Origin of the sequence: Aliagarivorans marinus DSM 23064 (assembly GCF_000429485.1) — a bacterium.
In the GTDB taxonomy this organism is placed as follows: domain Bacteria; phylum Pseudomonadota; class Gammaproteobacteria; order Enterobacterales; family Celerinatantimonadaceae; genus Aliagarivorans; species Aliagarivorans marinus.
The window spans coordinates 20161-46303 of sequence record NZ_AUBY01000015.1 but is presented as its reverse complement, the minus strand read 5'-3'; the positions used below and the strand labels follow the sequence as shown (position 1 = coordinate 46303).

At 52.9% G+C, this 26143-nt stretch carries 27 protein-coding genes; 18 read left to right on the top strand and 9 right to left on the bottom strand.

The annotated features are described in order from the left end of the window. Positions 1-40 precede the first annotated feature (40 nt). The 4 genes from G461_RS0106270 to hepT all read left to right on the top strand — a co-directional run bounded on the left by G461_RS0106270 (position 41) and on the right by hepT (position 3202). Positions 41-1735: a DUF927 domain-containing protein gene (locus G461_RS0106270; RefSeq protein WP_025629444.1), complete on the top strand. Its 1695-nt coding sequence runs from the start codon at positions 41-43 to the stop codon at positions 1733-1735. Continuing rightward, positions 1732-2016 carry a helix-turn-helix domain-containing protein gene (locus tag G461_RS0106265; RefSeq protein ID WP_025629445.1) on the top strand — a complete coding sequence of 95 codons (285 nt, stop codon included), beginning with the start codon at positions 1732-1734 and terminating at the stop codon, positions 2014-2016. Before G461_RS0106270 ends, G461_RS0106265 begins: the two co-directional genes overlap by 4 nt. A gap of 389 nt (positions 2017-2405) precedes the next feature. Then, on the top strand, positions 2406-2786 hold the full coding sequence (gene mntA, locus G461_RS0106255; protein ID WP_035479566.1) for a type VII toxin-antitoxin system MntA family adenylyltransferase antitoxin: 381 nt from the start codon (positions 2406-2408) through the stop codon (positions 2784-2786). Further along, positions 2783-3202 carry a type VII toxin-antitoxin system HepT family RNase toxin gene (gene hepT / locus G461_RS0106250; protein ID WP_026971194.1) on the top strand — a complete coding sequence of 140 codons (420 nt, stop codon included), beginning with the start codon at positions 2783-2785 and terminating at the stop codon, positions 3200-3202. Before mntA ends, hepT begins: the two co-directional genes overlap by 4 nt. A gap of 126 nt (positions 3203-3328) precedes the next feature. Here hepT and G461_RS0106245 read toward each other — a convergent pair whose 3' ends face one another. Further along, positions 3329-3934, bottom strand: a complete 606-nt coding sequence (locus tag G461_RS0106245) for a TetR/AcrR family transcriptional regulator (RefSeq protein WP_026971193.1) — start codon at positions 3932-3934, stop codon at positions 3329-3331. Between the two features lie 90 nt (positions 3935-4024). Between G461_RS0106245 and G461_RS0106240 the strand changes: the two genes are divergently transcribed. Further along, positions 4025-4411, top strand: a complete 387-nt coding sequence (locus tag G461_RS0106240; RefSeq protein ID WP_026971192.1) for a hypothetical protein — start codon at positions 4025-4027, stop codon at positions 4409-4411. A 138-nt stretch (positions 4412-4549) separates the two neighbouring features. On the opposite strand, the gene G461_RS0106235 is transcribed toward G461_RS0106240, so the two are convergent. After that, positions 4550-5605, bottom strand: coding sequence for a linear amide C-N hydrolase (locus G461_RS0106235; protein ID WP_026971191.1), 1056 nt, complete (start codon positions 5603-5605; stop codon positions 4550-4552). A gap of 108 nt (positions 5606-5713) precedes the next feature. Here G461_RS0106235 and G461_RS0106230 point away from each other — a divergent pair, with 108 nt between their 5' ends. The 3 genes from G461_RS0106230 to G461_RS0106220 all read left to right on the top strand — a co-directional run bounded on the left by G461_RS0106230 (position 5714) and on the right by G461_RS0106220 (position 9642). Further along, on the top strand, positions 5714-6607 hold the full coding sequence (locus tag G461_RS0106230) for a LysR family transcriptional regulator (protein WP_026971190.1): 894 nt from the start codon (positions 5714-5716) through the stop codon (positions 6605-6607). A 246-nt stretch (positions 6608-6853) separates the two neighbouring features. Beyond that, a complete protein-coding gene (locus G461_RS0106225; RefSeq protein WP_051333396.1) occupies positions 6854-8104 on the top strand; it encodes an ABC transporter substrate-binding protein in 1251 nt (416 codons plus the stop codon). Between the two features lie 17 nt (positions 8105-8121). Continuing rightward, on the top strand, positions 8122-9642 hold the full coding sequence (locus G461_RS0106220; protein WP_026971188.1) for a methyl-accepting chemotaxis protein: 1521 nt from the start codon (positions 8122-8124) through the stop codon (positions 9640-9642). Between the two features lie 71 nt (positions 9643-9713). On the opposite strand, the gene G461_RS0106215 is transcribed toward G461_RS0106220, so the two are convergent. Then, positions 9714-10211: a DUF3299 domain-containing protein gene (locus G461_RS0106215; protein ID WP_026971187.1), complete on the bottom strand. Its 498-nt coding sequence runs from the start codon at positions 10209-10211 to the stop codon at positions 9714-9716. A gap of 70 nt (positions 10212-10281) precedes the next feature. Then, a complete protein-coding gene (locus G461_RS0106210) occupies positions 10282-12546 on the bottom strand; it encodes an alkaline phosphatase (protein WP_051333395.1) in 2265 nt (754 codons plus the stop codon). Between the two features lie 440 nt (positions 12547-12986). Between G461_RS0106210 and G461_RS0106205 the strand changes: the two genes are divergently transcribed. Then, entirely contained in the window at positions 12987-13631 is a 645-nt protein-coding gene (locus G461_RS0106205) for a nitroreductase family protein (RefSeq protein ID WP_026971185.1), read from the top strand. A 57-nt stretch (positions 13632-13688) separates the two neighbouring features. Here the strand turns inward: G461_RS0106205 and G461_RS0106200 are convergent, their stop codons facing one another. Next, the gene (locus G461_RS0106200; RefSeq protein WP_026971184.1) at positions 13689-14522 is read right to left on the bottom strand and encodes a mechanosensitive ion channel family protein; all 834 of its coding nucleotides are present in this window, start codon (positions 14520-14522) and stop codon (positions 13689-13691) included. A 163-nt stretch (positions 14523-14685) separates the two neighbouring features. On the opposite strand from G461_RS0106200, the gene G461_RS0106195 reads away from it, so the two are divergent. The 4 genes from G461_RS0106195 to G461_RS23465 all read left to right on the top strand — a co-directional run bounded on the left by G461_RS0106195 (position 14686) and on the right by G461_RS23465 (position 17472). After that, positions 14686-14985: a hypothetical protein gene (locus G461_RS0106195; protein WP_051333394.1), complete on the top strand. Its 300-nt coding sequence runs from the start codon at positions 14686-14688 to the stop codon at positions 14983-14985. Positions 14986-15095: 110 nt separating this feature from the next. Further along, positions 15096-15377: a hypothetical protein gene (locus G461_RS0106190; protein WP_026958144.1), complete on the top strand. Its 282-nt coding sequence runs from the start codon at positions 15096-15098 to the stop codon at positions 15375-15377. 359 nt (positions 15378-15736) lie between these two features. Beyond that, entirely contained in the window at positions 15737-16972 is a 1236-nt protein-coding gene (locus G461_RS0106185; RefSeq protein ID WP_026971182.1) for an OmpP1/FadL family transporter, read from the top strand. 80 nt (positions 16973-17052) lie between these two features. Continuing rightward, positions 17053-17472 carry a YbaN family protein gene (locus G461_RS23465; protein WP_051333393.1) on the top strand — a complete coding sequence of 140 codons (420 nt, stop codon included), beginning with the start codon at positions 17053-17055 and terminating at the stop codon, positions 17470-17472. Positions 17473-17478: 6 nt separating this feature from the next. Here the strand turns inward: G461_RS23465 and trpB are convergent, their stop codons facing one another. Next, positions 17479-18702 (bottom strand): tryptophan synthase subunit beta, encoded by a 1224-nt coding sequence (trpB, locus tag G461_RS0106175; RefSeq protein WP_026971181.1) that lies wholly within the window; start codon positions 18700-18702, stop codon positions 17479-17481. 246 nt (positions 18703-18948) lie between these two features. Between trpB and G461_RS0106170 the strand changes: the two genes are divergently transcribed. Next, positions 18949-19884: an SPFH domain-containing protein gene (locus G461_RS0106170; RefSeq protein ID WP_026971180.1), complete on the top strand. Its 936-nt coding sequence runs from the start codon at positions 18949-18951 to the stop codon at positions 19882-19884. Positions 19885-19900: 16 nt separating this feature from the next. Then, positions 19901-20347 carry an NfeD family protein gene (locus G461_RS0106165; protein ID WP_245587160.1) on the top strand — a complete coding sequence of 149 codons (447 nt, stop codon included), beginning with the start codon at positions 19901-19903 and terminating at the stop codon, positions 20345-20347. A 71-nt stretch (positions 20348-20418) separates the two neighbouring features. Here the strand turns inward: G461_RS0106165 and ung are convergent, their stop codons facing one another. The 3 genes from ung to ppk2 form a co-directional block, all read right to left on the bottom strand. Continuing rightward, a complete protein-coding gene (ung, locus tag G461_RS0106160) occupies positions 20419-21075 on the bottom strand; it encodes a uracil-DNA glycosylase (RefSeq protein ID WP_035479562.1) in 657 nt (218 codons plus the stop codon). 51 nt (positions 21076-21126) lie between these two features. Continuing rightward, positions 21127-21864 carry a glycerophosphodiester phosphodiesterase family protein gene (locus G461_RS0106155; protein ID WP_026971177.1) on the bottom strand — a complete coding sequence of 246 codons (738 nt, stop codon included), beginning with the start codon at positions 21862-21864 and terminating at the stop codon, positions 21127-21129. 84 nt (positions 21865-21948) lie between these two features. Continuing rightward, positions 21949-22728 (bottom strand): polyphosphate kinase 2, encoded by a 780-nt coding sequence (ppk2, locus tag G461_RS0106150; protein WP_026971176.1) that lies wholly within the window; start codon positions 22726-22728, stop codon positions 21949-21951. Between the two features lie 171 nt (positions 22729-22899). Between ppk2 and gmk the strand changes: the two genes are divergently transcribed. The 3 genes from gmk to spoT all read left to right on the top strand — a co-directional run bounded on the left by gmk (position 22900) and on the right by spoT (position 26114). Beyond that, entirely contained in the window at positions 22900-23526 is a 627-nt protein-coding gene (gmk, locus tag G461_RS0106145; protein WP_026958136.1) for a guanylate kinase, read from the top strand. A gap of 72 nt (positions 23527-23598) precedes the next feature. Continuing rightward, positions 23599-23874 carry a DNA-directed RNA polymerase subunit omega gene (gene rpoZ, locus G461_RS0106140; protein ID WP_026958135.1) on the top strand — a complete coding sequence of 92 codons (276 nt, stop codon included), beginning with the start codon at positions 23599-23601 and terminating at the stop codon, positions 23872-23874. A 131-nt stretch (positions 23875-24005) separates the two neighbouring features. Next, complete coding sequence (spoT, locus tag G461_RS0106135) at positions 24006-26114, top strand: bifunctional GTP diphosphokinase/guanosine-3',5'-bis pyrophosphate 3'-pyrophosphohydrolase (protein ID WP_026971175.1); 2109 nt, start codon at positions 24006-24008, stop codon at positions 26112-26114. Positions 26115-26143: the final 29 nt, after the last annotated feature.

The window sequence follows — 26143 nt, the reverse complement described above, 5'->3', positions numbered from 1 at the left end:
AAAACTATAGCGCCGCGGCCTATTAAATTAGGAGTGATTTATGAACCAAACAGTAATAGCCAAGAAAGTTGGCTTGATCTTGGAACAGGAAGATAAAGCACCAGTGCAAATCGCTGGCCCAATGAATGTCAAAGCCTTCACCTATGATCCTGACTTTAAACGAGGGTTTGGCATTTTGATCCAGTGGTGCTCACGAGTCGGTGAACATCATGAACGAGTATTCAAGATGAAAGACATTCTTGCAGATGGTGGGCGTTACATGATCCAGGCACTTGCAGACACAGGTTTATACATACACCACAAGCAGCATTACTGGAAACACATTATTGATTACGTCCTTTCATCAACACCTGATGAAACTGTGGTAACAGTCGATCAAACAGGCTGGTATTTCAATAAATTCGTAACCCCCAGTTGGACCGCTGGATTTAGCGGGCAAGAAGTTATTTTTCAGAATGAGTCAGCAGAGCAGTTAAGTACGAAAGGTACGTTTCTAGATTGGCAAGAGTCCGTTGCCAGCTTATGCAAAAATAATGCGTTGATGACCTTTACGCTGTGTGCAGCTTTCTCGGCTCCACTCCTATCAAAGCTCGACTGGGACTCATTTCTTATACATGTTTTAGGCGGTTCCAAGTTTGGTAAAACCACCTTGCTGAGACTGGCTGCGTCCGTGTGCTCAGACTTCAATTACTGTGACTCTTGGAGCAGCACTGCCAACGGTCTCGAAGCCAGGGCGAAATCTCGTAACAACATGATTGTTCTGTTGGATGAATTCCAACAAGCAGATCCGGAATCGGTACTGACTGGCGTTTATCAGTTGGGCAATGGCACATCAAAACTTCGAGCGACAAAGAATGCAAATCTCCAACAACAATTTCACTGGAGCATCATCGGGCTCTCTACAGGTGAGGTTAGTCTTGCCCAAGTGTTAGCCCAGGCAAATAGGAAAGTTCAAGCAGGTCAGTTAATGCGTTTTTTTGAAATTCCTTTATTTCAGAAGTACGGAGCCTTCGACGACACTCATGGGTTTCCTTCTGCGAAAGAATTCGCAGAACACATAACACAAGTAACATCACAACAATTTGGCACAGCGCTTCAGCCTTTCTTAAATCAAGTGGCGTCAATTGACGATCTTCAGGAGAAGCTGCAAGTCAAAATTAAATCGATATCCTCGATGTGGCTTGACTGTTACGGACTGTCCAAAAGCAATCAAATTGGCTTCGCAACGGATCGCTTTGCTCTGGTTGCTGCTGTAGGAGAAATCGCTATTGAGCTCGGAGCCCTTCCTTGGAGTAAAGGTAGTGCTGTACTAGAGATAGGCAAAGTGTTTGAAGTTTGGTCCGCCAATCAAGATGAGGACTGCAATTTTGAAGAGCGAAATATAAAAAACCAACTTCGGCGAATCATTCCTAAGTGGCAGTACTCAATGAGTTATCCGGGTGAGATAGCCAAAAATGGATGGTGGCGCTATGAAAAAAATGAACTTTGCTGGCATATCCACCGAGATGCGTTTGTACGAGCCTTCAAGATAGATTTCAACCACCAGGTCTCTCAGACAGCTTTATACCTCAATAAACAAGGCTGGCTACAAACCAATGAGCCAGCCCGAGGCACATTCAAAAGCAATATTTCTGGGCACGTAGCTCGAAACTTCAAATTTTTCCCAGTAAGGATCGCTGAACAACTGGAACTGGACGTCGACTTCAGCGGCTTTCAACAAGGAGGCGAAGCATGATTTCCCACTTTCCCATTTCCCAAAAGGAACGATCGGAAGCTAAAGCCCTTCTGGCAGATATCAAGACCGCAACAGAAGAACTCCGCACCTTGATCGCATCGCAAAAGCAGTTTCTTAGTGCTGAAGAGACCGCCCAATATACAGGTCTATCAGTTAAGTACATATACAAGCTGACCCATGCTAAGCAGATCCCGCACTACAAACCAAGCCGCAAGCTTTACTTCAAGCGCGATGATCTCGATGCCTGGTTGATGTCCTACCGAGTAGAGGAGGAGAAGTAAATGCCTTATACTGAACCAACTCTGACACAAAGAGCAGAGATTTTGAGCGCATACCGTGAGTCAGAGCGATTGGTAAGAGAAGCTGAGCGCAAACAGATCACCTCGGTCAGCAACACCACATGGTGGAGGCTAAGCCGAAAAGGCCAAGTTCCGGTAGCCAAACAAGTTGGTACAACCAAGTCCTGGTTGCTGTCCGATCTGCTGCATTGGATGCAACATCAGTAAATTAGCCAAAATCTTTCTGGTGAGTATATCGGTGAGTAACGTGATACAGTTACTCACCACAATCGCTTGAAAGCACTGGTCTCACAGGGCATGACCAATGCTATTCTTCGAGCAGATCCAAAATATTGAGTAGTCTTTTAGAGATAAACAGGCGGGGAGGCAAAATGAAAATATCGTACGAGGATCTGGTCAGCTTGATCCGAGCATCGTTCCCTCAAACCCGCCTGATATACCTGTTCGGCTCCCAAGCTGATGGCAGCGCAACAGCCAATAGCGATATTGACTTAGCCATACTGCTACCGGAAAAACTCGATCCCATCGCTCGTTTCGATCTTCAAGAAAGCTTGGCGATTGCCGCTGGGTTGGATGTTGACTTGGTTGACTTGCTATCGGCGTCTACCGTTATGCAGCATCAGATTATCTATAAAGGTGTCGTACTTTGGGGAGAAGCAAACGACAAACTGAGGTTTGAAATGCAAGTCATGTCGATGTATCAACACCTTAACGAAGAACGCGCCGATATTTTAAAAAGCTACCACTTATGAACGACGTAATTGTAAATAAGATCGCAACTATCGAGCGCTGCCTAGAGCGGATTCGTAGTGTCTACCAAGAGGCGGGAGAGCACTTTGCCGAAGACTTCACTCGCCAAGACTCTGTGGTTCTCAACCTGCAACGCGCCTGTGAGGCTTGCATCGATTTAGCGAATATCGTGAATAAGCAGCAGCGGAATGGCATTCCACAGAACAGCCGTGACAGCTTTGCCTTATTGGGCCAAGTGGGAGTGTTAGACACTGCCCTCTCAGATAACCTGCAGAAGATGGTTGGTTTGCGAAATATCGCGGTTCACGATTATCAGACTTTAAACCTCGCCATTGTGCAACATGTCGTTGAGAACCGCTTAGGGGACTTTCATTCGTTTTGCCTAGCGCTAAAGGCGGTTGATTTAACCAGTGACTAGTTCTGCTTTCAGATCCGAATCATCGATCAAAACATCGAACCTTTTCGGTAACAGCTTCCTTTGTTACTGCAGCCCCTAGTGGGGCATATTAGCCAAGTCAGATACAGCAGGCTTCTCCTGCTGTATCTACGACAAAAGCATGGCGACTTTCTCGTCCAGCCCCTCTAGCAGCGTGTCACGTTGCGCTCCAGCACGCGCCCGAAATACCAAGCCCTGACGTAAATCAAACATCAACCGAGCCCGCGCCAAGCTAGGGAAGTCACTTGGAAGCTTGTTAAGCTCAACTTCTCGTTCAAATCGCTCAGCGATGCGCTTATCGGTTTTGGCGATCGCTTGTTGGAGCAGTTCGTTGGCGCCTTCTACATTACCAACGCTGGTCGCAACGCTCGAAGCCAAAAAACACCCACTCAATCCATCTCCACAGTCGGAGGCATGATCGATCGCAGCAACAAGAAAAGCTCTCACCGCATTGTAGATATCGGGTTCAGACTCAAAAGCCACCAAAGGCGCGCAAGCGCCATTGCTGATATAGAGCTCGATGGAGGCAAGATAGAGCCCGCGCTTGTCGCCAAAGTCGGCGTAGAGGCTGGGACTTTTAACACCGATCGCATCGGTAAGGTCTTTAACTGACGCCCCATCAAAGCCTTTCTTCCAAAACACGTCGATCGCGCGCAGAAGCACATCCTCTCTCTCGAGCTTTTTAGGCCTTCCAGCTTTTTTTGTAATGATCATAACAAAACACCTTGACGAATCTGCTAATCAACAATTATATAATGATCATCACAAAATCAAAACCAACGTAATCAACAACAAGGAAGAAACATGAGCAACGCCACTGAACAAGTAAAACAAGTGATCGACGATCTGATTCAAACAGCCACCAGTTACGACGTGGAAGCGCTCGATCGTATCTATCACGATGAGCTAAAGGTGCTGATGATCGATCATCAAGACAATCTGAGCGAGGCGAACAAAGACGCGTTCATCGAACTGTTTAAGGCAAAGAAGCAGGCCGGCGATCCGCCGATGGATACCTGGGCCAAGTACCACAGCGTGGTAGCCAGCGGTGATAGCGCCCATGTTTTGCTATCCCGAAAGAACAACCTAAGTGGCCACCCGATGAAGTTGCTGCTTAGCATCGATTTAAAACGCAGCGAAGAACGTTGGCAGGTTTATCGGGAAGTGATTCACCTGCAGCCAGATGCATAATGATTTCTTACGCGACAAAGCGGTACCAAAGGGGTACCGCTTTACTAGGAGAGAACCAGCTCAGCGCAGTTAGTCGCACAGCGCCGGCAATAGGCCTCAGCGAGAAATAAGGAGAAAGCTTGCCCCCTCGCTACATCACTAGCGGTATTGAGCCATCACGCCATCTGCTTGAGTAAGCTGCTCGGTCACATCACCAAACAGATCGGATGCTCCTGCCTGCAGGGTGTAGTTTTTGCCATCATTTAGCTTGTCGAAATCCACAAAGTAGTGGGTGTAGCTGTCACCAAACTGATAGCGCACTTGCATCACCTTTTGGTCCAGGTTGTAGCCCAGAGAATAGATGGTTGCATAGCCGCGCATATTGCCTTCCGCGTCGGGGCGGTTAGCGGCGTCCAGCGGGATCTTGTAGGTACTGCTGTCGAGCTTGGCAATACCGTTGGTGTAGCTAGTTGGCTCCTGTAGTTGCGACTTCATGTACTTGTTCCAGATAAAGCGCTGGGACGAAATAATGTTGCCCGGCACCGGAAACTGGCCATCAACCACATCATCGGCTTGCGGCTTGGCAGCCTCCCAGTTTGCCAGATGCTCAGAGAACACGGGGCTGTTGGTCAGTACATCGTACTGCTTGCCGTGATAAACCTGCCATTGCCCGTCAAGGAATTCGATAATGGCTGAATCGCCACTGGCATCTTGCAGCGAGTAGTGGCCCTTCATGGCAATACCATTGAACTCAAATTGCTGGATCTCAATCTGATCGAGGTTTTCCAATGCCTGCTCAACACTAGCAAAGTTATCCAGCAGGTAAGCCACAAACACCGCATTCAATACTTGAGATTTATCGCTAGTCAGGTCGCCAGTAGTCTCTTCATCAAGGAACAGGCCATTGGCAGAAAACCCCACTTCGTTGAAGCCATCGATAATACCAATGCCATATAGGGTCATGCCGATAGAGGCGTACTTAGAGGTCCACTGCAGGGCATTGTCACTGCTGTGCCCGGTGTAGCTTTGGCCAGCAGCGCGAACTTCAAGGGTTGGATAGTTATCTTCCATCCAATCCATCGTACGGCTTACAAACACGCCATGATCTTGGGTTTCCCAAAGAAGGCGAGAACAGGCGCTTACTGGGTTATGGATAGCTGCAGTAGACACAGCCAGGGTTAAGGCGATTGCCGATTTTTTGAAGAACTTATTCATCACTACGCTCCAGAATTAACTCGTTTCAGAGACAACTTACGCGAAACAGACCACAGATAAATCTCAGTTATGTTGTACTATTTGCAACAAACGATAAGGAGAGTTCCCATGCCGAGAGCTAGTTTTGAGCAGTTGAGTGCCTTTGTTGCCGTGGCTGAGCAAGGCTCATTCAGCAAAGCCGCAAGGCTATTAAGAAAGGACCGTTCGACCCTGCACCATCAAGTTAGTGACCTTGAGATTGACTGGAATGTTGTGTTGTTTGAACGCTCAGGCAAAGCCCCGGTGCTTACCGACGATGGCAAAGCTCTGCTGCGCCCAGCGAAGTTCATCATCTACCAGATGAACAGCCTAGAAAAAGCCACCGAAGGATTGCATCTGGGAGATAAAGCCTCGCTCACTATCTGCTACGACGCCTCCATCCCTAGCTCAGCGATTGCCGAGTTTGATAGGCATATCGTCGAGCGCCACCCAACGACCGGCATCAATTGGTTACAGCGAGATCGCAATCAGGCGCTGTCACTGCTTGGCGAGGCCGCTGCCGATTTTGCCATCACCCTCAACCAAGGAATGGTGCATCCAGACTCAGGCATGAGTTTTGTCAACCTGGGATATCCCCGTTTTGCCTTTTACGTGCACCAAAGCTCGCCGCTTGCCACCCAAGCTCGGGTGTCCATGGCAGAACTCCAATTGCATCGCCAATACACCTTGGAGGCCTTTGAAAACACCCCTATTGGCAGTCAGAGCGCAATCTCCCCGCGCTTACACAAGGTGAGTGACTCTTACTTGCTGGCATCGCTGTTAGCGCGAGGAGGCTTTGCGCTGCTACCACGACACTTGGTCATCACTCTGCCCTGCCAGCTAGCGCCACTCGATGTGGATTTTGCCGCCCAGCACGGGCACTTTGGCTATGTGCTGCAGTATCCCTCAAATGCGGCATTGCCACCGCTTCAACAGTTCGTTGTCGAGACCGTTGTAAGCTGGTTTAAACAGATATGCAGTTAGGTTAAAACACTGCTCACTTGGATAACACTAACCTTTGATCTTAAGCGCCGAACAGCTTGCTCCAAAGTCGTTAACGGTCCATCTTCAACTCGTCTAGCTTCACTATTAAGGCCTTACTACATGGTAAGAAGCTCAGAAAATTAGTGCCTTACGCGCAAATCTGACTTTGTCATCTATATTTTTAATACATCAACTATTTGCCCATCGAGACGATGCGGCAAGCTGACAAGATGGACAAAGATGCATATGAAACTCGACCGATGGTTTCACCGCGCCAATTGGCTATGGGCGCTGGTGTTTCTGCTCCTCACCGGCCGCTCGCTGGCCGCTACAATCGAAGTCGTCGCCATCAATACCGGTAATCAAAAAACCGTGGCCTCGGCGCTGTTTCGTGCCTATCAGGACAAAAACCCCGGGGTGCAAATCAACCTGACCTCGCTGTCTGATAGTGAGTTTAAAGAGCAACTGCCCAAGTGGCTGGCCTCATCCTCAACTAAGTACCATTTAGTGTTCTGGCAGGGCGGTAATCGCCTGTTCCGCTTTGTGAATCAAGGCCAGGTAGCCCCCATCAGTAAGGCGATTCCAGAGGGCGAGATCGCCGCCGCGTTTACCCCGGGCAGCCTCGGCGCAGTGACCCTTGATGACCAGATCTATGCAGTACCGACCTCCTACTATCAGTGGGGTATCTACTATCGGAAATCGATCTTTCGCAACGCCGGCCTCACGCCCCCCAGCAATTGGCAGGAATTTATCGAGGTTGGCCAGGCTCTAAGTCGGCAAGGGATAACTCCGATTGCCTTAGGGAACTCGGGTAAGTGGCCGGCCAGTGCCTGGTTTGACTACCTTAACCTGCGGATCAACGGGCTGGAGTTTCACAAAGCGCTACTCCAAGGGGAGCACTCTTTCAACGACCCTAAGGTGACTCAGGTGTTCGCCCACTGGAAGGAGCTGGTGGATAACGGCTTTTTCATTAAGCATCAGGACGTGGTGGACTGGAATGACGCACTGCCGTTTATCTACCATTCGCACGCGGCGATGGTGCTGATCGGTAACTTTGTCACCGGCGAGCTATCGCCAGCGATGATCGACGATTTCGCCTTTATCCCGTTTCCGACGATCAGCAGCCAAGTCCCCTCGTTTGAGGATGCACCACTGGATGTCGTGATGATCCCCAGTAACGCCAGCGTCTCGAAAGAGCTGAAGGACTTTGTGAAGTACCTAAGTTCAGCCTCTTTTCAATCGGAGTACAACCGCGAGCTGGGGCTGATCTCGCCCCATGTGGATGCCACCTTACCGAACAACGAGTTTATTCAAAGCGGCGCGCGCCTGCTGGCAGAAGCCGAAGGGGTCGCCCAGTTTTTTGACCGGGATACCAAGGCCGCATTTGTGGGGCCGGCGCTGGATGTGTTCGCTGAGTTTCTAAAAACTGGCGATGCCAATGCCGCCCAAAACAGGCTTGAGCAACTCAGGCAACAACACCTAAGCAGCACTCTTTAAACGAGCAGGGATGCACCATGAAAATCAGACAAAAAATGAACCTGGCCATTGTTATCGCGGTTGCGGTCACGTTACTGGCTTCCACCGCGATTTCTGTGTTTCTCAACCAAGGTAAAATGCAAGAGCAGCTGCAAATGGATGCCCAAAGCAGTACTGCACGCTTAGGCATTACCTTGTCTAACCCGCTGTGGCGTATGGATCTGAGCACCGCCCGCAAGGTGATCCAATCGGAGCTCGGGACCAATGGCTTGGTGTCGGTAGATGTCATCGGCAGCGATAAATCCTCGCTGTTTAGCTACACCCTCAACGAGAGCAGCGGCGCAATTGCTGAACAAAGCTTTTCTGGCAGCAGCTACCTGACCAACGAAGAGACCATCTACTTCGAGATTCAGGGCGACAAGTTTGAGGCTGGCAGCGTGCGTTTGCACTTCTCCGACAGCAGTATTCAGGCTGCCATGGCTGAAAGCCTGCGCGGTGGCTTGATTCAAGCAGTCCTGCTGGTGGTAATCATCTCGCTGGCCATGTGGGTGCTGACCAACCAAATTATTATTGGCCCGCTGCAGGCCATCCGTGACCGGGTGTTCGATATCGCCCAAGGCGATGGAGATCTGACCCAGCGGGTTAAAACCAACGGCAACGATGAGTTTGCCGAGCTCGGTGATGGCATCAACCAGTTCATCGACAACGTGCATAGCATTATCAAGCAACTGAGCGATGTAGCGCTGCTGATGGACCAAACCACCCAGCAAGGTAATACCACCACCAACCAACTCAACGAGTCGGTCACCATGCTAAGTAGCGAAGTCGGCCATATCGCAACGTCAATGAACGAGATTAGCGTCACCTCGCGTGATGTGAGTCTGCAGGCAAGTGAGTTAGCAACGATTCTGGGCGATACCAGTAAATTAGCCGATGAAGGCACCCGCTATATCAGCTCCACCGCCGATATCACCAATGAGCTAGCAGACTCGGTGAATCAATCGGGTAGCCGGATGGCAGAACTGGACAAGCACACCCAAGAGATTGGCTCGGTGGTCACAGTGATTGAGAGCATTGCGGAGCAAACCAACCTGTTGGCACTGAATGCCGCAATTGAGGCAGCGCGCGCTGGTGAGCATGGCCGGGGCTTCGCAGTGGTATCTGATGAAGTACGTTCCCTGGCTCAGAAAACCCAGAACTCGATCAGCGAGATCGTCAGTATCGTCGAGCGCTTACAGGCGCTGTCCAAAGAGACCTATGGCGCGATGTCGAACAGCTTGGAGAAAGTGGACACCAGCGTAGAGTCAGTAAAAAGTGCCGGCTCATCGTTTGAAGACATCAGCCAGGCGGTACGGCAAAACCTCTCCAGCTCGGACATGATCGCCACCGCCGCCGAAGAGCAGGCGCAGACTCTGGACGTTATCGAGAACAACATTCGCGAGATTAAACGGATTAATGAGGAGACTCAGAGCATTTCAGCTAGCAACGCAGCACTCAATGAAGACATTGTTACATCCAGCCACAAGCTGAAGGCCTTGGTGGATAAGTTCAAGATCTAGACGTGCCCCGTAGTGGAAAAAGCCCACCCTCAGCATTGAGTGTGGGCTTTTTGTTTGAGCTCGCGAGGCGATCAAGGTGCTTTACTAATCAGCTCAGGTGAGCGACTCAGCTGCATCTGGTAGCCGGCCAAGGTGCCATCTTCTGCTTGCTCTTTGGCTAGGCTCAACTCGCCCTCTAACCACACCGCCTGCCACGGCTCGATATTGTCGATGGTGGCTTTAACGTGAATCAGCTGATTCGGTGGTGGTGGAGGAAAGTGCAGGCAGGCGCCAAAGTAAGACACAAGAAAGAACTCACTGATCTTGTCGCCATCAAACTCCAGCGGCACGATAAACCCGGGGATCCGCTGCTGGGTTTGATGCAGCGCCTCAACAAAGCCGCCACGTTTGTCCTGCTCCGGCACCTCTTCAGGGGCCAGGTTATGATTCACCTGAAACTGCTGCACCAAGTGGCGCTCATCTTCCGGGATCAAGGCTTGCCACGACAGGTTGCTCGCCGCCCACGCTTTGCTAAATAGCGCACTGGCGAACACGCACAGTAGCAAACATTTGAGTCGCTTGCCGATCATCACAATCTTCCTGTGTTGTTGGAAAAAGCTCCCCGCAGAGCGGGGAGAACGAAAAGGAATGGCGGGAGGCTTACTCGGCGTCGAGTGCACCACGCATGATGCTGTAGATGGAGGTGTTGTCCACCGAGCGTCCTTGGATAACCTGGCTGTTTAGGCCCCAGGCCGATACCGGCACAGGTACATTGGTGTGGTTACCCCACAGCCAGCTCACCTCCGGGATCTCGCCAACACCGTTGGTTTTAATCAACTCCAGGCCACCCACCTCGTGGTCAGCGGTGACCAATACCATGGTGTTGCCATCGGTTTCAGCCCAGTTCACGGCATCGATAACTGCATCATCAAAGGCCAGCGTCTCGTAGATCATGCGCTCCTCATCGTTCATATGGCCGGCGAAGTCGATCTGCGAGCCTTCCACCATCAAGATGAAGCCATTGGGGTTACGCGACAGCACATCGATGGCCACTTGCGTCATCTCATCAACATGCGGAATGTCCAGGCTGTCATAGCTCCAGCCTTGCTCCTGCTGGTATTCATTCGGCAGTACGTAAGGGATCTCGTCTTCACCGAAGATACCGGCAAACAGGATCTCGGCATCAGCGTCAGTGGCTGGCAAGGCATCGATGGCGGCAAGCATATCGGTGCGATTCTTCACCACGGTGTAGCCATTGGCTGCAGCTTCGCGGCTGATTACATCTACCATGCTGTCATCACTTTGCTTAACTTGCTTACTGCCACACAGCGCCAAGTTCGGCTTCACATCGCCAAACATGCTCTCAGACAGTTGAGTAAAGTCGTTACGATTAGGACCATGAGACACAAACGCAGCCGGCGTAGCGTGCACACAGTGTGAGGTAGCCACCACGCCCACTGACTTGCCCATTTGCTGGGCGTACTGCATGATGGTCTCCAGGTTCGAGCCATCGCCCGGACGCGCCTGGGCAATAGTGCCCGACACCACCTTGTAGCCGGTCGACATGGCGGTCGCGGCAGCGGCTGAATCGGTGTAGTAGTTCACACCCAGCCCAAGCAGCTGCTCATAGCCCAAGGTATCGGCGCTGGCAGTATGGAGTTCACCACGGTGAGCGGCGCTTTCCAGGAACAGGGTCTCGCCCTTGTAGGCGCGGGTTACATCGATCTGCGCGTAGCCCATGCCATCACCGATCATCAAAATGATGTTGTCTGCAGGGTCAAAGGCGACCACGTCCACTTCGTGGGCATCGCTGCTTTCGGTAGGCTCGCCTTGATTGGTGGTTAGCGTTAGTTGATAGCGACCTTCGCTATCAGCCGTTGCCAGCTGACGGAAGCCTTGCTCGCCCTGCAGCGCATCGTTCTCCAGAGTAACGCTCACTGCCCCATCGGTTTGCTGCCAGTCGTAGCTTTGCGCGAAGGTCGAGCCATCAGCACCCACGCTGACCGGTACATTGGCGGCGGTTACCTTGTCGTAACCAGAAACCGCACGCACTTTAGCGATAGATACCGGCACGGCAATCTGACCATCGCCCAACACCGAGATGTTAAACACATAGCTGCCCGCTTCTACAGTGGCATGCATGATATCGCCGGGGTAGGTAGTCAGGGCAGAAGCGCCTTCTTTTAGGTCCACAAGCTGGTTTTTCAGCGCGCCATATACCAGGGCTTGATCGTCCAGCTGCTGCTGAATGTTGAACTGAATATCGGTTTGCTGGTCGAAGCTCAACTGTACTTGGTAGCCGCCTGCGCCTTGGTATTCAAAGGCGTAGCTCTCGTCCATCTGCCAATCATTAAAGCTGCCCACCAGATACATCGGGCTGCTAAGGTTGTCGCTGTCGTTGCCGGTAATGTTCTCGATAAACATAGTGGGGTTGTCGATCCCCTCCGAGGCATCCAGAGTAAAGCGGAACACCTGATCCTGACCAGTTACCGCAATGTTCATGTTCTGGTTTTCAAACTCATCGAACTTGCGCTGAAGCAGGTATTCGGTATCCACGGTGACATCAGCATCCTGATCCACGCCAATCGCCAAATCACGCTCGGCGCTCCAGTCTGGGTCGGAGATCTTAAACGAGTAAGAGCCATCTTCCATGCCAAACAGCGCAATGTGTAAGCCATCGCCTTGATAGTGCAGCTGCCCTTCTGGGCGCGATGACCAACTGTTCATCGAGCCTTTGATATACAGGCGACAGTCTTTGTTGGGATTGCTTGCCAGCTCGTCATCACTACACGCATAAGGGCCGGTATCGATGGATTCTGCGATTTCGCGGTCCACGTAGACGGTGTCAGTATCGCTGCCACAGCCTACTAGCGCAGCCACTGCTGCCGCCACAAGTGTTAGGGACCAATTGGGATGTAAGTTCACGGTGAATTCCTTTATTGACCGAATAGAGATCGCCAGTTGCGCACACACGCTAACCGGTAGAGAAAAGTCGTTAGTCCTTGGCCAAGGCGAGAAACAGGCTAGGGCGCAAATATGGCAATTCGGCGACACTGGGGTGACAAAATGTAAGCATCCGATCATATTGCAAACGGAGCTATCTAACTGAAAACCTTTGCATTTATCATGAAAAGCTTTGCATAATTCACGCGGCCATACAGGCTAGCCGATGAAACCCCACGAAACTCAATCACCTAAGCCCAATGTAACCACACACTTACAATTCGTTACCTTTGGTTGCGAAGATTCTTCAAAGTCCCGGGCCATACCCACATTGTTGTCAGTAAAGACTCTGATCGGGTTGCATTCGCGTCGCTTAAGGGCATATCCTCGGGCATATTTCTCTGCTGTATATCGAGGAAGGAATGATTAATCAGCTTAAAACCGCGTTGGAGCAACGCTACTCAACCAAGCAATTCGATCCCGCTAATCCGGCGCCACAAGACAAAATCGACACCCTGCTCGAAACCTTGTGCTTAGCGCCTACCTCCATCAACAGCCAGCCTTGGCACCTGTTTGTGGTGACCAACCAAGCGCAAAAGGCCCGTATGGCCAAGGCCGCTTGGGACGCCAACAAAGGCAAGTTTCAAGATGCATCGCACGTACTGCTGTTTTGTGCCAAAACCAACTTTGGTAAGGCAGAGATCCGCGCGATTGAAGAGCTGGTGGCACAGGTTCGCGGTGGCGAGGTGAACGAGCAACGCGTTGAGATGATGACCAACTACGTAAACAGCATGTCCCATGAGATGCGTATCGAGTGGCTAAAGCGTCAGGTGTATCTGGTATTCGGTCAGTGCATGCTATCGGCCGCGTTGCTGGAACTGGACTCATGCCCCATCGAAGGCTTCCTGCCGGAGCAGATGGACGATGCGCTGGAGCTGCATGACAAAGGCCTGACCTCTGTTGTTGCAGTGGCGATTGGCCAGCGCAGTGAAGATGACTTCAACACCCTAGATAAAGCCGCCAAGGTTCGCTTCCCACGCGAGGCGATGATTACCGAACTGGCCTAAACCGGCGGCGATCACCCACCATTCGCTATATACCATGAACAAGTAAAGGCTTGCCCTCTACTTGCTCTTGGTGTTGTCCAATAAGCGAACTTCCCGCTGCGGGAAGGGAATGGTAACGCCTGCAGTTTTGAGGGCTTTGAACACCGCCAGATTGGCCTGATAGCGGGCTTGGTGTAGCTGCTGGGAGGGTACCCAAAAGCGGTAGCCGATAATAATAGCGCTGTCGCCAAAGCTGTCGATGCCGACTTTCATCGCTGGCTCGCTTTGCACCGCGTCGATTTCCGTAAGGGTACGTTCGATAAGGGCAATCGCTTGCTCTGGCTCGGTGACATAGCTCACGCCTATGACCCCTTCCACCAGCGAGTTGGCTTCGGTGTTCATTAAGATCTCGCCAACAATATGCCGATTGGGGATGGTAATGCGCTCGCCATCCTCGCTGCATAGCACGGTAGTGGCCAGATTAATCTCTTCTACCACCCCGGTGTAGCCCTTAACGCTAAGGGTATTTTTCAGCACAAACGGGCGGGTGAGGATGATAGCCAAGCCTGCGCCATAGTTGGACAAGGTCCCTTGCACCGCCAAACCGACCCCTAAAGATGCAGCACCGATCGCGGCAACAAAGGGCGTGACACTGATGCCGATCTTGCCCAGACAGATCACCACAGTCATCACAATCAACAGCACTTTGACCACATTGGCTAAGAAGTTGGCCAAAGTGACATCCAGGCCTTTGCCTTCCATCAAGCGGAACAGCCAGCGGCCCACCCGATTAGCGATCCACAGGCCAATCAGCAGGATAAAAAGTGCCGCAACCAACGAGAAACTGTAGCGCAGCAGATAATCGACAATGATCTGGTAATAGCCCTGCAACTCAGCCAACTCTTGTTCCATGCTACCTCCTTGATTTTTAGTGCTTTAACTATAGTTCCTGCAACGAACTACTGTCAGGTATGTTGACCGTATTCCAACGCTACCTATAACTAAGCCTTCACTAAACTAATCCTGCTCACTGCCGATAACCCTAGCTGTATGCAGTACTCGGCAAGGAAGGCGAATGAACATCAACTCAGCGACCTCAGCAAATCCCTACTACCCCGCAGCGTCCCAGCCTGCGAAGGCACCCGTACCGGCGGAGAAACCCGCAGAGCAAACCGTGCCCGTTCAAGCAACAGCAAACGCCGCTGCCGACGTCGAGGACAATGAAAATCCCAGCAAATTGAAGTCGTTTAGCTATGGCGCTCTGGGCATGGACCATCCCGCCCAAGTCGAAGAAACCGAAGATAAGAGCTACACCATGGGACAGTACCTCAAGGCCGCCGCCACCATCGGTAGCCTGATTGCACTAGCGGTATAACCACTTCACCCGCTCACCTTGTGCTTGTTAAGCGCTAGCGCCACTGTTGGCCTGCCCAGCTAAATCAGCAGGCTTAGCTATACTTGTCTGGTCAAGACAAGGAGTTCGCCATGCAAGTCGGAGCCGTTAACAGCCTCAATACTCTGGTGGTCCAAAAGCCAGACACTGCGCAAGAGAAGGTGCAGCAGCAAGATCTCAACAACCCCACCGCCGCCCGCCCGGATGATCGAGTCGGACTCAATCAACCCTCTGGCGATGTGGAGGCCAGCCAACTTTATCGCCCCTCCGGTCAGGGCGTGCAGGGTACCCAACTCGATACCGAGCAGCGCTTCAATAACCAAGCGCAAGCCGATGATCGCGGCCTGTATAAGCGCATCGACACCTTCGTTTAACCGCCACCCAGATCATAAAAAACTAAGCGGAAATTGAGCCAATTCAGCTAACGCCCGTACGCCGACACAGCGTACAAGCGTTAGCTTAAAATGCAGCCATATCAGCTAGTTACACACCACAAAACCAGCCTTTGGCCAACTCAAACAGAATAAAATCCTGTATTTTATTTTTAGTAAATTTTCTCTTGTTAGAGTTAAAACTCCAGAGTTAGGATGCGTCGCCCTGAAGTAAGCTCGCTGAATGCGCTACGTCGGCCTGAATCGCTCCACAACATCGCTCTACAACTATGTACGGATACGTTTTGCCCAGACCATCACCTGCTTCCTTCAACCCTCTGTAACAACTAAAAGGACGCAACGTGAGCATCTCTACCTCTTCTCTTCGAACTGCGGTTGTGCTGGCCGGATTCGCTAGCAGCCTGGCCTACGGCGCTGGATTTCAGCTAAATGAACACTCTGTTGGAGGCCTGGGCCGCGCCTATGCCGGTGAAGCCGCCAACGTTGAAAGCACTGCGGTTATCTTCCGCAACCCGGCCGCCATGAGCTACTTCGACAGCATCAGCTTCGCGGTCGGTGGCACCTATGTCGACCCACGTGTGGATATCTCCGGCAGCTCGGCCGCTTTTGGCCCGTCGACGGCCAACGACGTTGCGCAAAGCGGTATCGTGCCGAATGCCTCTATCGTCGTTCCGCTAAACGATCGCTGGTGGCTGGGGCTATCAGCCAGCTCTAACTTCAATACCGGGGTCGAGTTTGGCTCAGACTTTAGCGCTACTCATTTTGGCCAGTTGGCGGAGATCACCACCGCCGACATCAACTTCAGCGCGGCCTACAAAGTCAATCAGCAGCTAAGCGTGGGCGCGGGGGCAAGCCTAATCATTGGTGAAGGCCGCATCCGCAGCACTCTACCGGCTAACTTCCCGGGAGCGGGTGGCGCCACCATGCTGGACATGGAAGGCGATAACCACGCCTGGACCTGGAATGTGGGGGCGATGTGGCAGATCAACCCACAGCATCGCGTAGCATTGACCTACAAGCATCATGTGACCTTGGATCTGGAAGGTAGCGCGAACAGCGATATCGGCGGCCCTGTGGGTAACGGTAACCTGCCTATCGATTTACCAGCAATGGCCGAGCTTGCCAGTGAACACCAGCTAAGCGATGCGCTACGCCTGCACTTTAGCTTCAACTGGACCGGCTGGTCGCGCTTTGAAAGCCTGACTGCCAACGTTGAAGGCGTAACCGTGCCGGTTAAACAAGAGAACTGGGACGACACCTACCGCCTGGCTATCGGCAGTAGCTACCAGCTCAACCCGCAATGGCTGCTGCGCGCAGGCTTTGCCTATGACAAGGGTGCGGTAGACGATGAGTTCCGTACCATCACCATCCCAGATTCGGATCGCCTATGGTACAGCGCGGGTGTTGGTTATCAACTGAGCCCTAACGCCAGCATCGATGTTGGCCTGACCTATATTCACTTCCGCTCAGCCAATATTACTGAAACGACCGATCTAAACGGTATAACCGATGTCTTCTCTGGCCGTGCCAGCGGCAATGTGTGGCTAGCCGGCTTGCAGTACAACCACCGCTTCTAAGCGCCGCAAAAGCGTACTAAGGCCCTTGCCTGAAACCGGGCAAGGGTAAATACTGGCGTTTTCTCTGACCGGATCTCGCGATGTTAAAGCTGCTCTACCAAGCCCTGGCCTGGCTGTCGCTGTTGTTGGCCATCCTTGGTATTGCCCTGCCACTGCTGCCCACGGTGCCGTTTCTGCTGGTTAGCGCTTGGGGCTTTTCGCGCAGCTCACCACGCTTTGAGCACTGGCTGCTCAATCACCCTAAGTTTGGCCCGCCGATTATAGATTGGCGACGCGATGGGGTGATCAGCTTGAAGGCCAAGCGGATGGCCACGCTGTTTGTGGGGATCTCACTGGTCATCATGCTGCTCAACGACATGCCACTCACCTTGCGTTTAGTGGCAATCAGCTGCCTAAGCGCGGTACTGGTATTTCTGTGGAGCCGCCCCTCACAAGCACCGGCCCAAAAACAACAACGCGCTGCCAAGCCAAAAGACTCGCAGCACGCTGATTCAGACTAACGCAGGCTACAGCAACGATTCGATACCGTAGTCTTTGCCGTAGTGCTCCACCACAAAGTCGATGTCTTTGTCGCCACGCCCTGACAGGTTCAACAAGATAGCGCCTTGCTCCCCCTGTTTGGCCAGCTTGATGGCGTAAGCCACCGCGTGGGCCGATTCAATCGCCGGGATAATCCCCTCCAAACGCGACAGTTCGAAGAAGGCGTCGATGGCCTCTTTATCGTTCACGCTGCCGTAGGCAACGCGACCAGCATCCTTTAAGAAGGCGTGCTGCGGGCCCACCGACGGGTAATCCAGGCCACTGGCCACCGAGTGCACCTCGGCCGGCTCGCCTTGCGAGTCTTTGAGCATGTAGGACTTAAAGCCATGCATCACACCCGGCTCACCCAGGGTTAAGGTTGCCGCATGTTCACCCAGCTCATCAAGGGTACGGCCAGCCGGCTCAACCCCATGAATCGCCACGCCTTGATCGTTCAGGAACGCCGAGAACAGGCCCATGGCATTGGAGCCACCACCGACACAAGCGACGAGATTGTCTGGCAGCTGACCGGTCATCTCTTGGAATTGCTCGCGTGCTTCGTTGCCGATGATCGATTGAAAATCGCGGACCATCATCGGGAAGGGGTGAGGCCCCACTACCGAGCCGATGGCATAGAACTGATTAACCGGGTCGCCCATGTAGGCCTCGAAGGCCGCATCCACCGCTTCTTTCAGAGTTTTACGCCCATGGGTTGCAGGGATCACATTGGCGCCAAGGATACGCATACGCACCACGTTCGGGTGCTCCTTACGAATATCCACCTCGCCCATGTAGATATCACACTCCAGCCCCACCAGCGCGGCAGCGGTGGCCAATGCTACCCCATGCTGGCCCGCGCCAGTTTCCGCAATCAGCTTGGTTTTTCCCATCTTCTTGGCGAGCAGCGCTTCGCCCAGACAGTGGTTAATCTTGTGAGCGCCGGTGTGGTTGAGGTCTTCACGTTTCAGGTAAATCGGACAGCCGTACTTTTCGCTCAAGGCTTGGGCGTGGAAGATTGGGCTGGGGCGACCCACAAAGTGCTTGTACAGGCGAGCCAGCTCAGCCAGAAAATCTGGCTCCTGGCGGATCGCCAGATAGGCTTGAGTAATCTCATCCATAATCGCCTGCAGTTCAGCAGGGATGAAGCTGCCACCGTACTCACCAAAATAGCCAGCCGCGTCGGGCAACGGATGGTCAAAGCTGTTGCGCATGTTCTCTCCTTGAAAATCTGTGTGTTAGATGCACTGGGGGCAAGATTACCGCGAGAGCAGGCAGGCTGAGTAGAGACCCAAATCAAAAAACACAATTTGCGTATGGTTAATGTGAGGTGTAACCACCTACAGAAACTAAGTCATTAAAATATCATCGTTATTTGCGCTTGAGGCGATGTTAAGCCCCATCGATTGCGAGTATAGTGAGCAGATTGTTTATCCCCTCAAAACAACGAAGGACCTGTTATGCCTTACATAGTTGATGCATTGTTTACCGTTCCAGTGATTCTGCTGGTACTTGCCATTATGATCCTGAAATCGTCGATCAAATTCGTTCCTCAGAACGAGGCGTGGATCGTCGAGCGTTTCGGTAAATTCAACTCCACCCGAGAAGCGGGTATCAACTTCCTGATCCCGATTGCCGACAAGGTATCAGCCAAGCGCTCACTGAAAGAGCAGGCCTACGACGTGCCTAGCCAAGGTGCGATCACTAAAGACAACATCTCGCTGACCGTAGACGGCGTACTCTACTTCCGTGTGCTTGACCCATACAAAGCGACCTACGGCGTAGAAGACTATGCCTTCGCGGTAATCCAACTGGCGCAAACCACCATGCGTTCAGAGATCGGTAAGATTGACCTGGATAAAACCTTTGAAGAGCGCGATGCCTTGAACGCCAAGATCGTTGAGCAAATCAACGAGGCCTCGCAAGCCTGGGGCGTTGCGGTACTGCGTTACGAGATTAAAGATATTACCCCTCCAATGTCGATCATGGACGCCATGGAATCGCAGATGAAGGCCGAACGTGAGCGTCGCGCTAAGATTCTGGAGTCAGAGGGTGAGCGTCAAGCGGCCATCAACATTGCCGAAGGTGAAAAACAATCGCGCGTTCTACAGGCAGAGGCAGAGAAGCAAGAGCAGGTACTGAAAGCGCAGGGTGAAGCCCAAGCGATCATCGCGGTTGCAGAGGCCCAAGCTGAATCGCTACGTGTAGTCGGTGAAGCCGCCTCTACCGATATGGGTCAAAAAGCGGTACAACTGGAGCTGGCCACCAAGGCCATTGAAGCCAAGGCCGCCATCGCTAAAGAGAGCAGCGTGGTATTGCTGCCAGATGGTCAAACCGAAGCTGGCTCACTGGTAGCGCAAGCGACCACCATTTTGAATGCGTTAAACAAAGGCTAAGCCTATGGTGCTGTTTATGTCCGAATACATCCCACAACTGCTGATTGTCGGCGGCTTTATACTGATCTTGTTCGAGGTGCTGGCATTGGGGTTCTCTACCTTTATCCTGGCGTTTCTCGGCCTGTCGATGGTATTGAGCGGCACCTTCATCGCCTTGGGGTGGATGGGCGACAGCTGGAACACCATTGCCCTGAGCAACGCGGTACTCACTGCGCTGCTCGCAGCCCTGCTGTGGAAACCGCTGAAGAAGATGCAGAACAAGCAAAGCCCAAAGCGGGTCACCAGCGATTTCCATGGCCTGCGTTTTTACAGCGAGCAAGAAATCGATAAGCGCGGACTTAGCCAGTATCGCCACAGCGGGGTGAGCTGGGCGCTGAAAAGTGAACAGCCCATCGAAGCCGGCACCGAAGTTGAAGTGGTCGATGTGGAAGTGGCGGTGTTCTGGGTTAAGCCAGTCAGCTAGTACGGCCCTTACTAAAACAGCCAAACTAAAAAGGTCGCCTCAGCGACCTTTTTTATTCTCGACTTATGCAGCTAGACCTGCCAGTTGATCGGTGCCTTGCCGATGCTTTGCAGGTAGGCATTCGCCTGAGAGAAGTGCTGACAGCCGAAGAATCCGCGGTGGGCCGACAGTGGCGATGGGTGTGGCGCTTTCAACACATGATGGCGCTGCGCATCGATAACCGCACCTTTTTTCTGAGCATGTGAACCCCACAACAGGAACACCACGTTTTCGCAGTGCTGGTTAACCTGACTAATCACCGTGTCGGTGAAACGCTCCCAGCCAAATTTGGCGTGGGAGTGGGCCTGACCCTGCTCAACGGTGAGCACGGTGTTGAGCAACAGCACGCCTTGCTCTGCCCAGCTTTGCAGGTAGCCATGTTGGGGGATCTGGAATCCGGGAATGTCCTGCGCCAGCTCTTTGTACATATTGACCAGTGACGGCGGCGTTTTTACGCCGTGCTGAACACTAAAGCACAAGCCGTGGGCTTGGTTGGGGCCGTGGTAGGGGTCTTGGCCGAGGATCACCAGCTTTAGCTGGTCCAAGGGCGTGGCTTTGAAGGCTTCAAACACCAGATCTTGCGGTGGGTACACCACCTTGCCAGCGTCGCGCTCGGCGGCCACCTTGGCCATCAATTCCTGAAAATATGGCTGCTGTTTCTCTTCGCCCAGCAAGTCACTCCACTGCATACTGCCCCCTTTAAAATAAGCTAGCAGACTAGCCTAGGGAGAAGTGTTCGCTCACGCAAGCCAATCGTGCTCGCGGTCATTGATAAATGCTTGGGGGCTGTCGCTGATCAACATATCCACGCCCCACTGGTGATGGGCTCGCACCTTGGCCGGCTCGTTGGCTGTATAGCAGTAGAGCTGATAACCCGCTTGCTTGATGGCGCGCGCCTCAGCCTCGCTAAGGCGCGTCCAATCGCAATGGGCACTGTAGGCATCCAAGGCTTGCAACTGCGCCAGCCAGTTGCGCGGAACGCCTTCCCATAGCTGGCCGCGCAGGTAGTGGGGCATAAGCTGTTTGGCAAGCAACATCGCTTCATGCTCAAAGCTCGAAAGCACCAGATCGGCACTGGCAAACTGACAGTCGGCGAGCTGCTGCGCCACCGCCTGGCAAAGCGCTTCAACGTGATCCCCCCGATAGACCTTAAGCTCGAGGTTAAGCTTGAGCTTAAGCTGCTGGCAGAGCATCAACGCTTCCGCCAGTGTAGGGATACGCTCATTGGCAAAGGCCGCATCGAACCAGCTGCCAGCATCCAGCTCTCGCAGCTGCTCGAGCGTTAACTCACCCACCTTGCCGCGGCCATTGCTGCAACGGTTCACCGTGCGGTCATGGACGATAACCGGCACCCCGTCGGCGCTTAGCTGCACATCGATCTCAACCCACTGCAAGCCCAACTCCACCACTTTGGCGATCCCGACAAGGGTGTTTTCAGGGCAAACACTTTTCACCCCGCGGTGTCCGGCAATAATCATAATCTCTCCACAGCCTTGGCTGGCTCACAGGCCTTTCATGCGAAAAAACGCGTTATAACATGACTTTGTGACTGTATGACTTCATCAATAGTAGTCCGGCACAAAGCTTTGCTCATGCATCGGCGCCCGCACGTAGCCGCTCTTGTCTATCTCCGGCAGCTCAATCTTTTCGTGCTTCACTTGCTGGTAGGGGATTTGACTCAGCAGATGGCGAATGCAGTTGAGTCGTGCACGCTTTTTGTTGTCGGCCTCCACCACCCACCAGGGGCTGTGCTTGGTGTCGGTATAGGCGAACATCTCATCCTTGGCTTTGGAGTACTCCACCCAGCGGGCCCGCGACTGCAGGTCCATCTTGGAGAACTTCCAGCGTTTTAAGGGATTACTCAGGCGCTCGCTAAAGCGCTTCTCCTGCTCCTCGTCAGAGACCGAGAACCAGTATTTGAGCAAGATAATCCCAGAGCGGATCAGCATGCGCTCAAACTCCGGGCAGGCGCGCAGAAACTCTTCATGCTCTTCATCGCTGCAAAAGCCCATCACCCGCTCAACCCCGGCGCGGTTGTACCAAGAGCGGTCAAACAACACCATTTCACCGGCGGCAGGTAAGTGCGCCACATAGCGCTGAAAGTACCATTGGCTCTTCTCCCGCTCGCTGGGCGCGGGTAGCGCGGCGATACGGCACACCCGCGGATTGAGCTTCTCGGTAATGCGCTTGATGGCCCCGCCTTTGCCGGCGGCATCGCGCCCCTCAAACACCACCACCACCTTCAGCCCCTCTGCCACCACCCATTGCTGCAACTTGACCAGCTCAGTTTGCAGACTCAGCAGCTCACTCTCATAGCGCTCTTTGCTTAGCTTCTTGCCCATATGACATCCCCTGCGACAACTGTAAATTACGTGCTCTACACTCTGTACTAGCGGTTGGCGGGTTTTACTGTCAACCTGCGCACAGCAAAGTTGCCAACGGGCTTTAAAATTAACCAGAAAATGGTACCCTTAGGCGCCTTTAATTCCACGCATCTTGTAAACGAGCGCACCATGGCAGCAACAGGCACCCTCTATATCGTTTCGGCTCCCAGCGGAGCAGGCAAATCCAGTATGATTAATGCGTATTTGTCGCGCCATAAGGCCTTCCCCGCTCAGGTCTCGGTGTCACACACCACCCGCGCAGCCCGTCCCGGTGAGCAAGATGGCGTACACTACCACTTCGTTGATCATTCCCAGTTTGAGCAGCTTATCGAAGAGCAGGCCTTCTTCGAGTACGCCGAAGTGTTCGGTAACTACTACGGCACCTCACGCCGCACCATCGAAGAAACCCTAGCCAAAGGCATCGATGTGTTCCTAGATATCGACTGGCAGGGCGCCCGTCAGGTCAAGCAGATGATGCCAGAGGCGGTATCGGTATTTATCCTGCCGCCAAGCCGCCATGAACTAGAGCAGCGCCTGCATATGCGTGGCCAAGATAGCGAAGAGGTGATCGCCAAACGCATGAATGAAGCGGAAAGCGAGATGTCGCACTACAACGAGTACGACTACCTGATCATCAACACCCATTTCGATGAAGCGGTGAGCGAGCTGACCGCGATCATCACCGCGCAGCGATTGCAGAGCGCAAGCCAAGCTGCTAAACATAGAGAATTACTCGCCGATTTACTGGCAAAATAGCCCCTGCGGGTCTGGTAAAACACTGCCAGATCGGCTAGGATCTTGCGTCATTTTTAGTCAACGGAGCTGTGCATGGCACGAGTTACAGTAGAAGATGCAGTAGAACAGGTTGGCAACCGCTTTGACCTGGTACTAATCGCCGCGCGTCGCGCACGTCAACTTTCAGTAGAAGGCAAAGAGCCACTAGTGGAAGAAGATAACGACAAACCCACCGTTATCGCGCTGCGTGAAATCGAAGAAGGATTGGTAAACACCGAGACCATGGACGCTCAAGACCGTCAAGAACGCCAAGAGCGTGAAGCGGCAGAACTGGCTGCAGTTGCGGCTATCGCTGACAAACGTCTGTAAGTCAGCGTCTCCATCAGAGTCTGAATCTCCTTCCAAGCTCTAAGCCTGCCGTGCTGGTTTACTAAGCACGGCAAAGCTTTCATACTTAAAACCACGAGTTAGCCCCTTACCGCCCGCTTACGAGGTAGAGATTGTATTTATTTGAGAGCTTACGCGAAGTAGCCGTCGGCTATCTGAGCAATGACCAAGTAGAAATCCTCAAACAAGCCTACCTATTGGGGCGCGATGCCCACGAAGGGCAGTTCCGTTCTAGTGGCGAACCATATATCACCCATCCTTTGGCGGTTGCCCGGCTACTGGCTGAGTTACGCCTCGACCACGAAACCTTAGCTGCCGCCATCTTGCATGACACCATCGAAGACACCTCGGTCACTCACGAGGAGCTTGAGCAAAAGTTCGGCATCGATGTGGCCGACCTGGTGGAAGGGGTCAGTAAGCTCGACAAGATTAAGTTCCGCGATAAGAAGGAAGCGCAGGCGGAAAACTTCCGCAAGATGATGATGGCGATGGTCCAGGACATTCGGGTTATCCTGATTAAACTGGCCGACCGCACCCATAACATGCGCACCTTAGGCGCGCTACGCCCAGACAAACGCCGACGGATTGCCCGCGAAACCCTCGATATCTATGCGCCCATCGCTAACCGCTTGGGTATTCACAGTATCAAAAACGAGTTGGAAGAGCTGGGCTTTGAAGCGCTCTACCCAATGCGCTATCGCGTCCTTAAAGAGTCGGTAAAAAGCGCACGCGGTAATCGCAAAGAGCTGATCAACGGCATCTACGAAGAGTTCCGTGGCCGTATCGAAGAAGCCGGTATCAAAGCTGAAGTAAAAGGCCGCGAGAAGCACCTCTACAGCATCTATAAGAAGATGGTGAACAAAGAGCTGCAGTTCCACGAGGTGATGGACATCTATGCGTTTCGCATCATCGTCGATCAGCTCGACACCTGCTATCGGGTGCTGGGGATTACCCACAGCCTGTATAAGCCGCGCCCTGGCCGCTTCAAAGACTACATCGCTATTCCCAAAGGTAACGGCTATCAAAGCCTGCACACCTCGCTAGTGGGCCCGCACGGGGTGCCGGTGGAGGTGCAGATCCGCACCGAGCATATGGACCAGATGGCCGATAAGGGTGTCGCCGCCCATTGGCAGTATAAGCAAGGCGGTAAGAGTGGCACCACCGCGCAGATCCGCGCCCAGAAATGGATGCAAAGCCTGCTGGAGTTACAGCAAAGCGCCGGTAGTTCGTTCGAGTTTATCGAGAACGTAAAAACCGATCTGTTCCCGGATGAGATCTACGTGTTCACCCCGAAAGGCCGGATTATCGAGCTGCCCAAAGGCGCGACTCCGGTCGACTTCGCCTATGCAGTACATACCGATGTTGGCCACGCCTGTGTGGGTTGTCGGGTGAATCGTCAACCCTACCCATTGAGCAAGGCGCTGACCAACGGTAAGAGCGTTGAGATCATTACCGCGCCGGGGGCTCGCCCGAATGCCGCATGGCTGAACTTTGTGGTGACCGGTAAGGCGCGCGGTAAGATCCGCCAGCTACTGAAGAACCAACGTCGCCAAGAGTCGGTGAACCTTGGTCGCCGCTTACTCAACCATGCCCTTGGCAAGACCAAGCTCGATCAGATCAACCCACAAAATCTAGAGCAGGTTCTCGATGATCTGAAAGCAGAGAATCTGGACGATTTGCTGGCGGAAATCGGTCTGGGCAATGCCATGAGCATCGTGATTGCCCGTCGTTTACTCGGCAGTAGCGAAGAGCTCAGCCAAGAAGAGCAGGGCAAACGGATCGCGATTAAAGGCGCTGAAGGCCTGTTAATCACCTACGCCAACTGCTGCCGCCCGATTCCGGGCGACCATGTGGTTGCCCATATCAGCCCGGGTAAAGGCCTGGTGGTCCACCTTGAATCCTGTAAGAACATCGCTGGCTACCAGCGTGAACCGGACCGCTACATTCACGTGGATTGGTCGGAAGAAGCCGCCTCAGAGGCAGAGTACAAGACCGAAGTACGTATCGATATGGTTAATCACCAAGGTATCTTGGCCAACCTGACCACGGTGGTTGCCTCGACCGGTGCTAATATCTCGAACATTGTCACTGAAGAGAAAGAAGGCCGGGTCTATACCGTCGATCTGCTGCTCACCACCCACAGCCGTATTCACTTGGCAGACATCATGCGCAAGATCCGGATAATGCCCGAGGTACTGCGAGTTGTAAGGACGCGTAACTAATAGCAAATTCAGGCGCAGCTTCTATACTG

Bases quoted from the DNA above. Each gene is read 5' to 3' on its own strand.
- G461_RS0106270 (WP_025629444.1), top strand. From the start codon at position 41: ATGAACCAAACAGTAATAGCCAAGAAAGTTGGCTTGATCTTGGAACAG.
- G461_RS0106265 (WP_025629445.1), top strand. From the start codon at position 1,732: ATGATTTCCCACTTTCCCATTTCCCAAAAGGAACGATCGGAAGCTAAA.
- mntA (WP_035479566.1), top strand. From the start codon at position 2,406: ATGAAAATATCGTACGAGGATCTGGTCAGCTTGATCCGAGCATCGTTC.
- hepT (WP_026971194.1), top strand. From the start codon at position 2,783: ATGAACGACGTAATTGTAAATAAGATCGCAACTATCGAGCGCTGCCTA.
- G461_RS0106245 (WP_026971193.1), bottom strand. From the start codon at position 3,934: ATGATCATTACAAAAAAAGCTGGAAGGCCTAAAAAGCTCGAGAGAGAG.
- G461_RS0106240 (WP_026971192.1), top strand. From the start codon at position 4,025: ATGAGCAACGCCACTGAACAAGTAAAACAAGTGATCGACGATCTGATT.
- G461_RS0106235 (WP_026971191.1), bottom strand. From the start codon at position 5,605: ATGAATAAGTTCTTCAAAAAATCGGCAATCGCCTTAACCCTGGCTGTG.
- G461_RS0106230 (WP_026971190.1), top strand. From the start codon at position 5,714: ATGCCGAGAGCTAGTTTTGAGCAGTTGAGTGCCTTTGTTGCCGTGGCT.
- G461_RS0106225 (WP_051333396.1), top strand. From the start codon at position 6,854: ATGAAACTCGACCGATGGTTTCACCGCGCCAATTGGCTATGGGCGCTG.
- G461_RS0106220 (WP_026971188.1), top strand. From the start codon at position 8,122: ATGAAAATCAGACAAAAAATGAACCTGGCCATTGTTATCGCGGTTGCG.
- G461_RS0106215 (WP_026971187.1), bottom strand. From the start codon at position 10,211: ATGATCGGCAAGCGACTCAAATGTTTGCTACTGTGCGTGTTCGCCAGT.
- G461_RS0106205 (WP_026971185.1), top strand. From the start codon at position 12,987: ATGATTAATCAGCTTAAAACCGCGTTGGAGCAACGCTACTCAACCAAG.
- G461_RS0106200 (WP_026971184.1), bottom strand. From the start codon at position 14,522: ATGGAACAAGAGTTGGCTGAGTTGCAGGGCTATTACCAGATCATTGTC.
- G461_RS0106195 (WP_051333394.1), top strand. From the start codon at position 14,686: ATGAACATCAACTCAGCGACCTCAGCAAATCCCTACTACCCCGCAGCG.
- G461_RS0106190 (WP_026958144.1), top strand. From the start codon at position 15,096: ATGCAAGTCGGAGCCGTTAACAGCCTCAATACTCTGGTGGTCCAAAAG.
- G461_RS23465 (WP_051333393.1), top strand. From the start codon at position 17,053: ATGTTAAAGCTGCTCTACCAAGCCCTGGCCTGGCTGTCGCTGTTGTTG.
- trpB (WP_026971181.1), bottom strand. From the start codon at position 18,702: ATGCGCAACAGCTTTGACCATCCGTTGCCCGACGCGGCTGGCTATTTT.
- G461_RS0106170 (WP_026971180.1), top strand. From the start codon at position 18,949: ATGCCTTACATAGTTGATGCATTGTTTACCGTTCCAGTGATTCTGCTG.
- G461_RS0106165 (WP_245587160.1), top strand. From the start codon at position 19,901: ATGTCCGAATACATCCCACAACTGCTGATTGTCGGCGGCTTTATACTG.
- ung (WP_035479562.1), bottom strand. From the start codon at position 21,075: ATGCAGTGGAGTGACTTGCTGGGCGAAGAGAAACAGCAGCCATATTTT.
- G461_RS0106155 (WP_026971177.1), bottom strand. From the start codon at position 21,864: ATGATTATTGCCGGACACCGCGGGGTGAAAAGTGTTTGCCCTGAAAAC.
- ppk2 (WP_026971176.1), bottom strand. From the start codon at position 22,728: ATGGGCAAGAAGCTAAGCAAAGAGCGCTATGAGAGTGAGCTGCTGAGT.
- gmk (WP_026958136.1), top strand. From the start codon at position 22,900: ATGGCAGCAACAGGCACCCTCTATATCGTTTCGGCTCCCAGCGGAGCA.
- rpoZ (WP_026958135.1), top strand. From the start codon at position 23,599: ATGGCACGAGTTACAGTAGAAGATGCAGTAGAACAGGTTGGCAACCGC.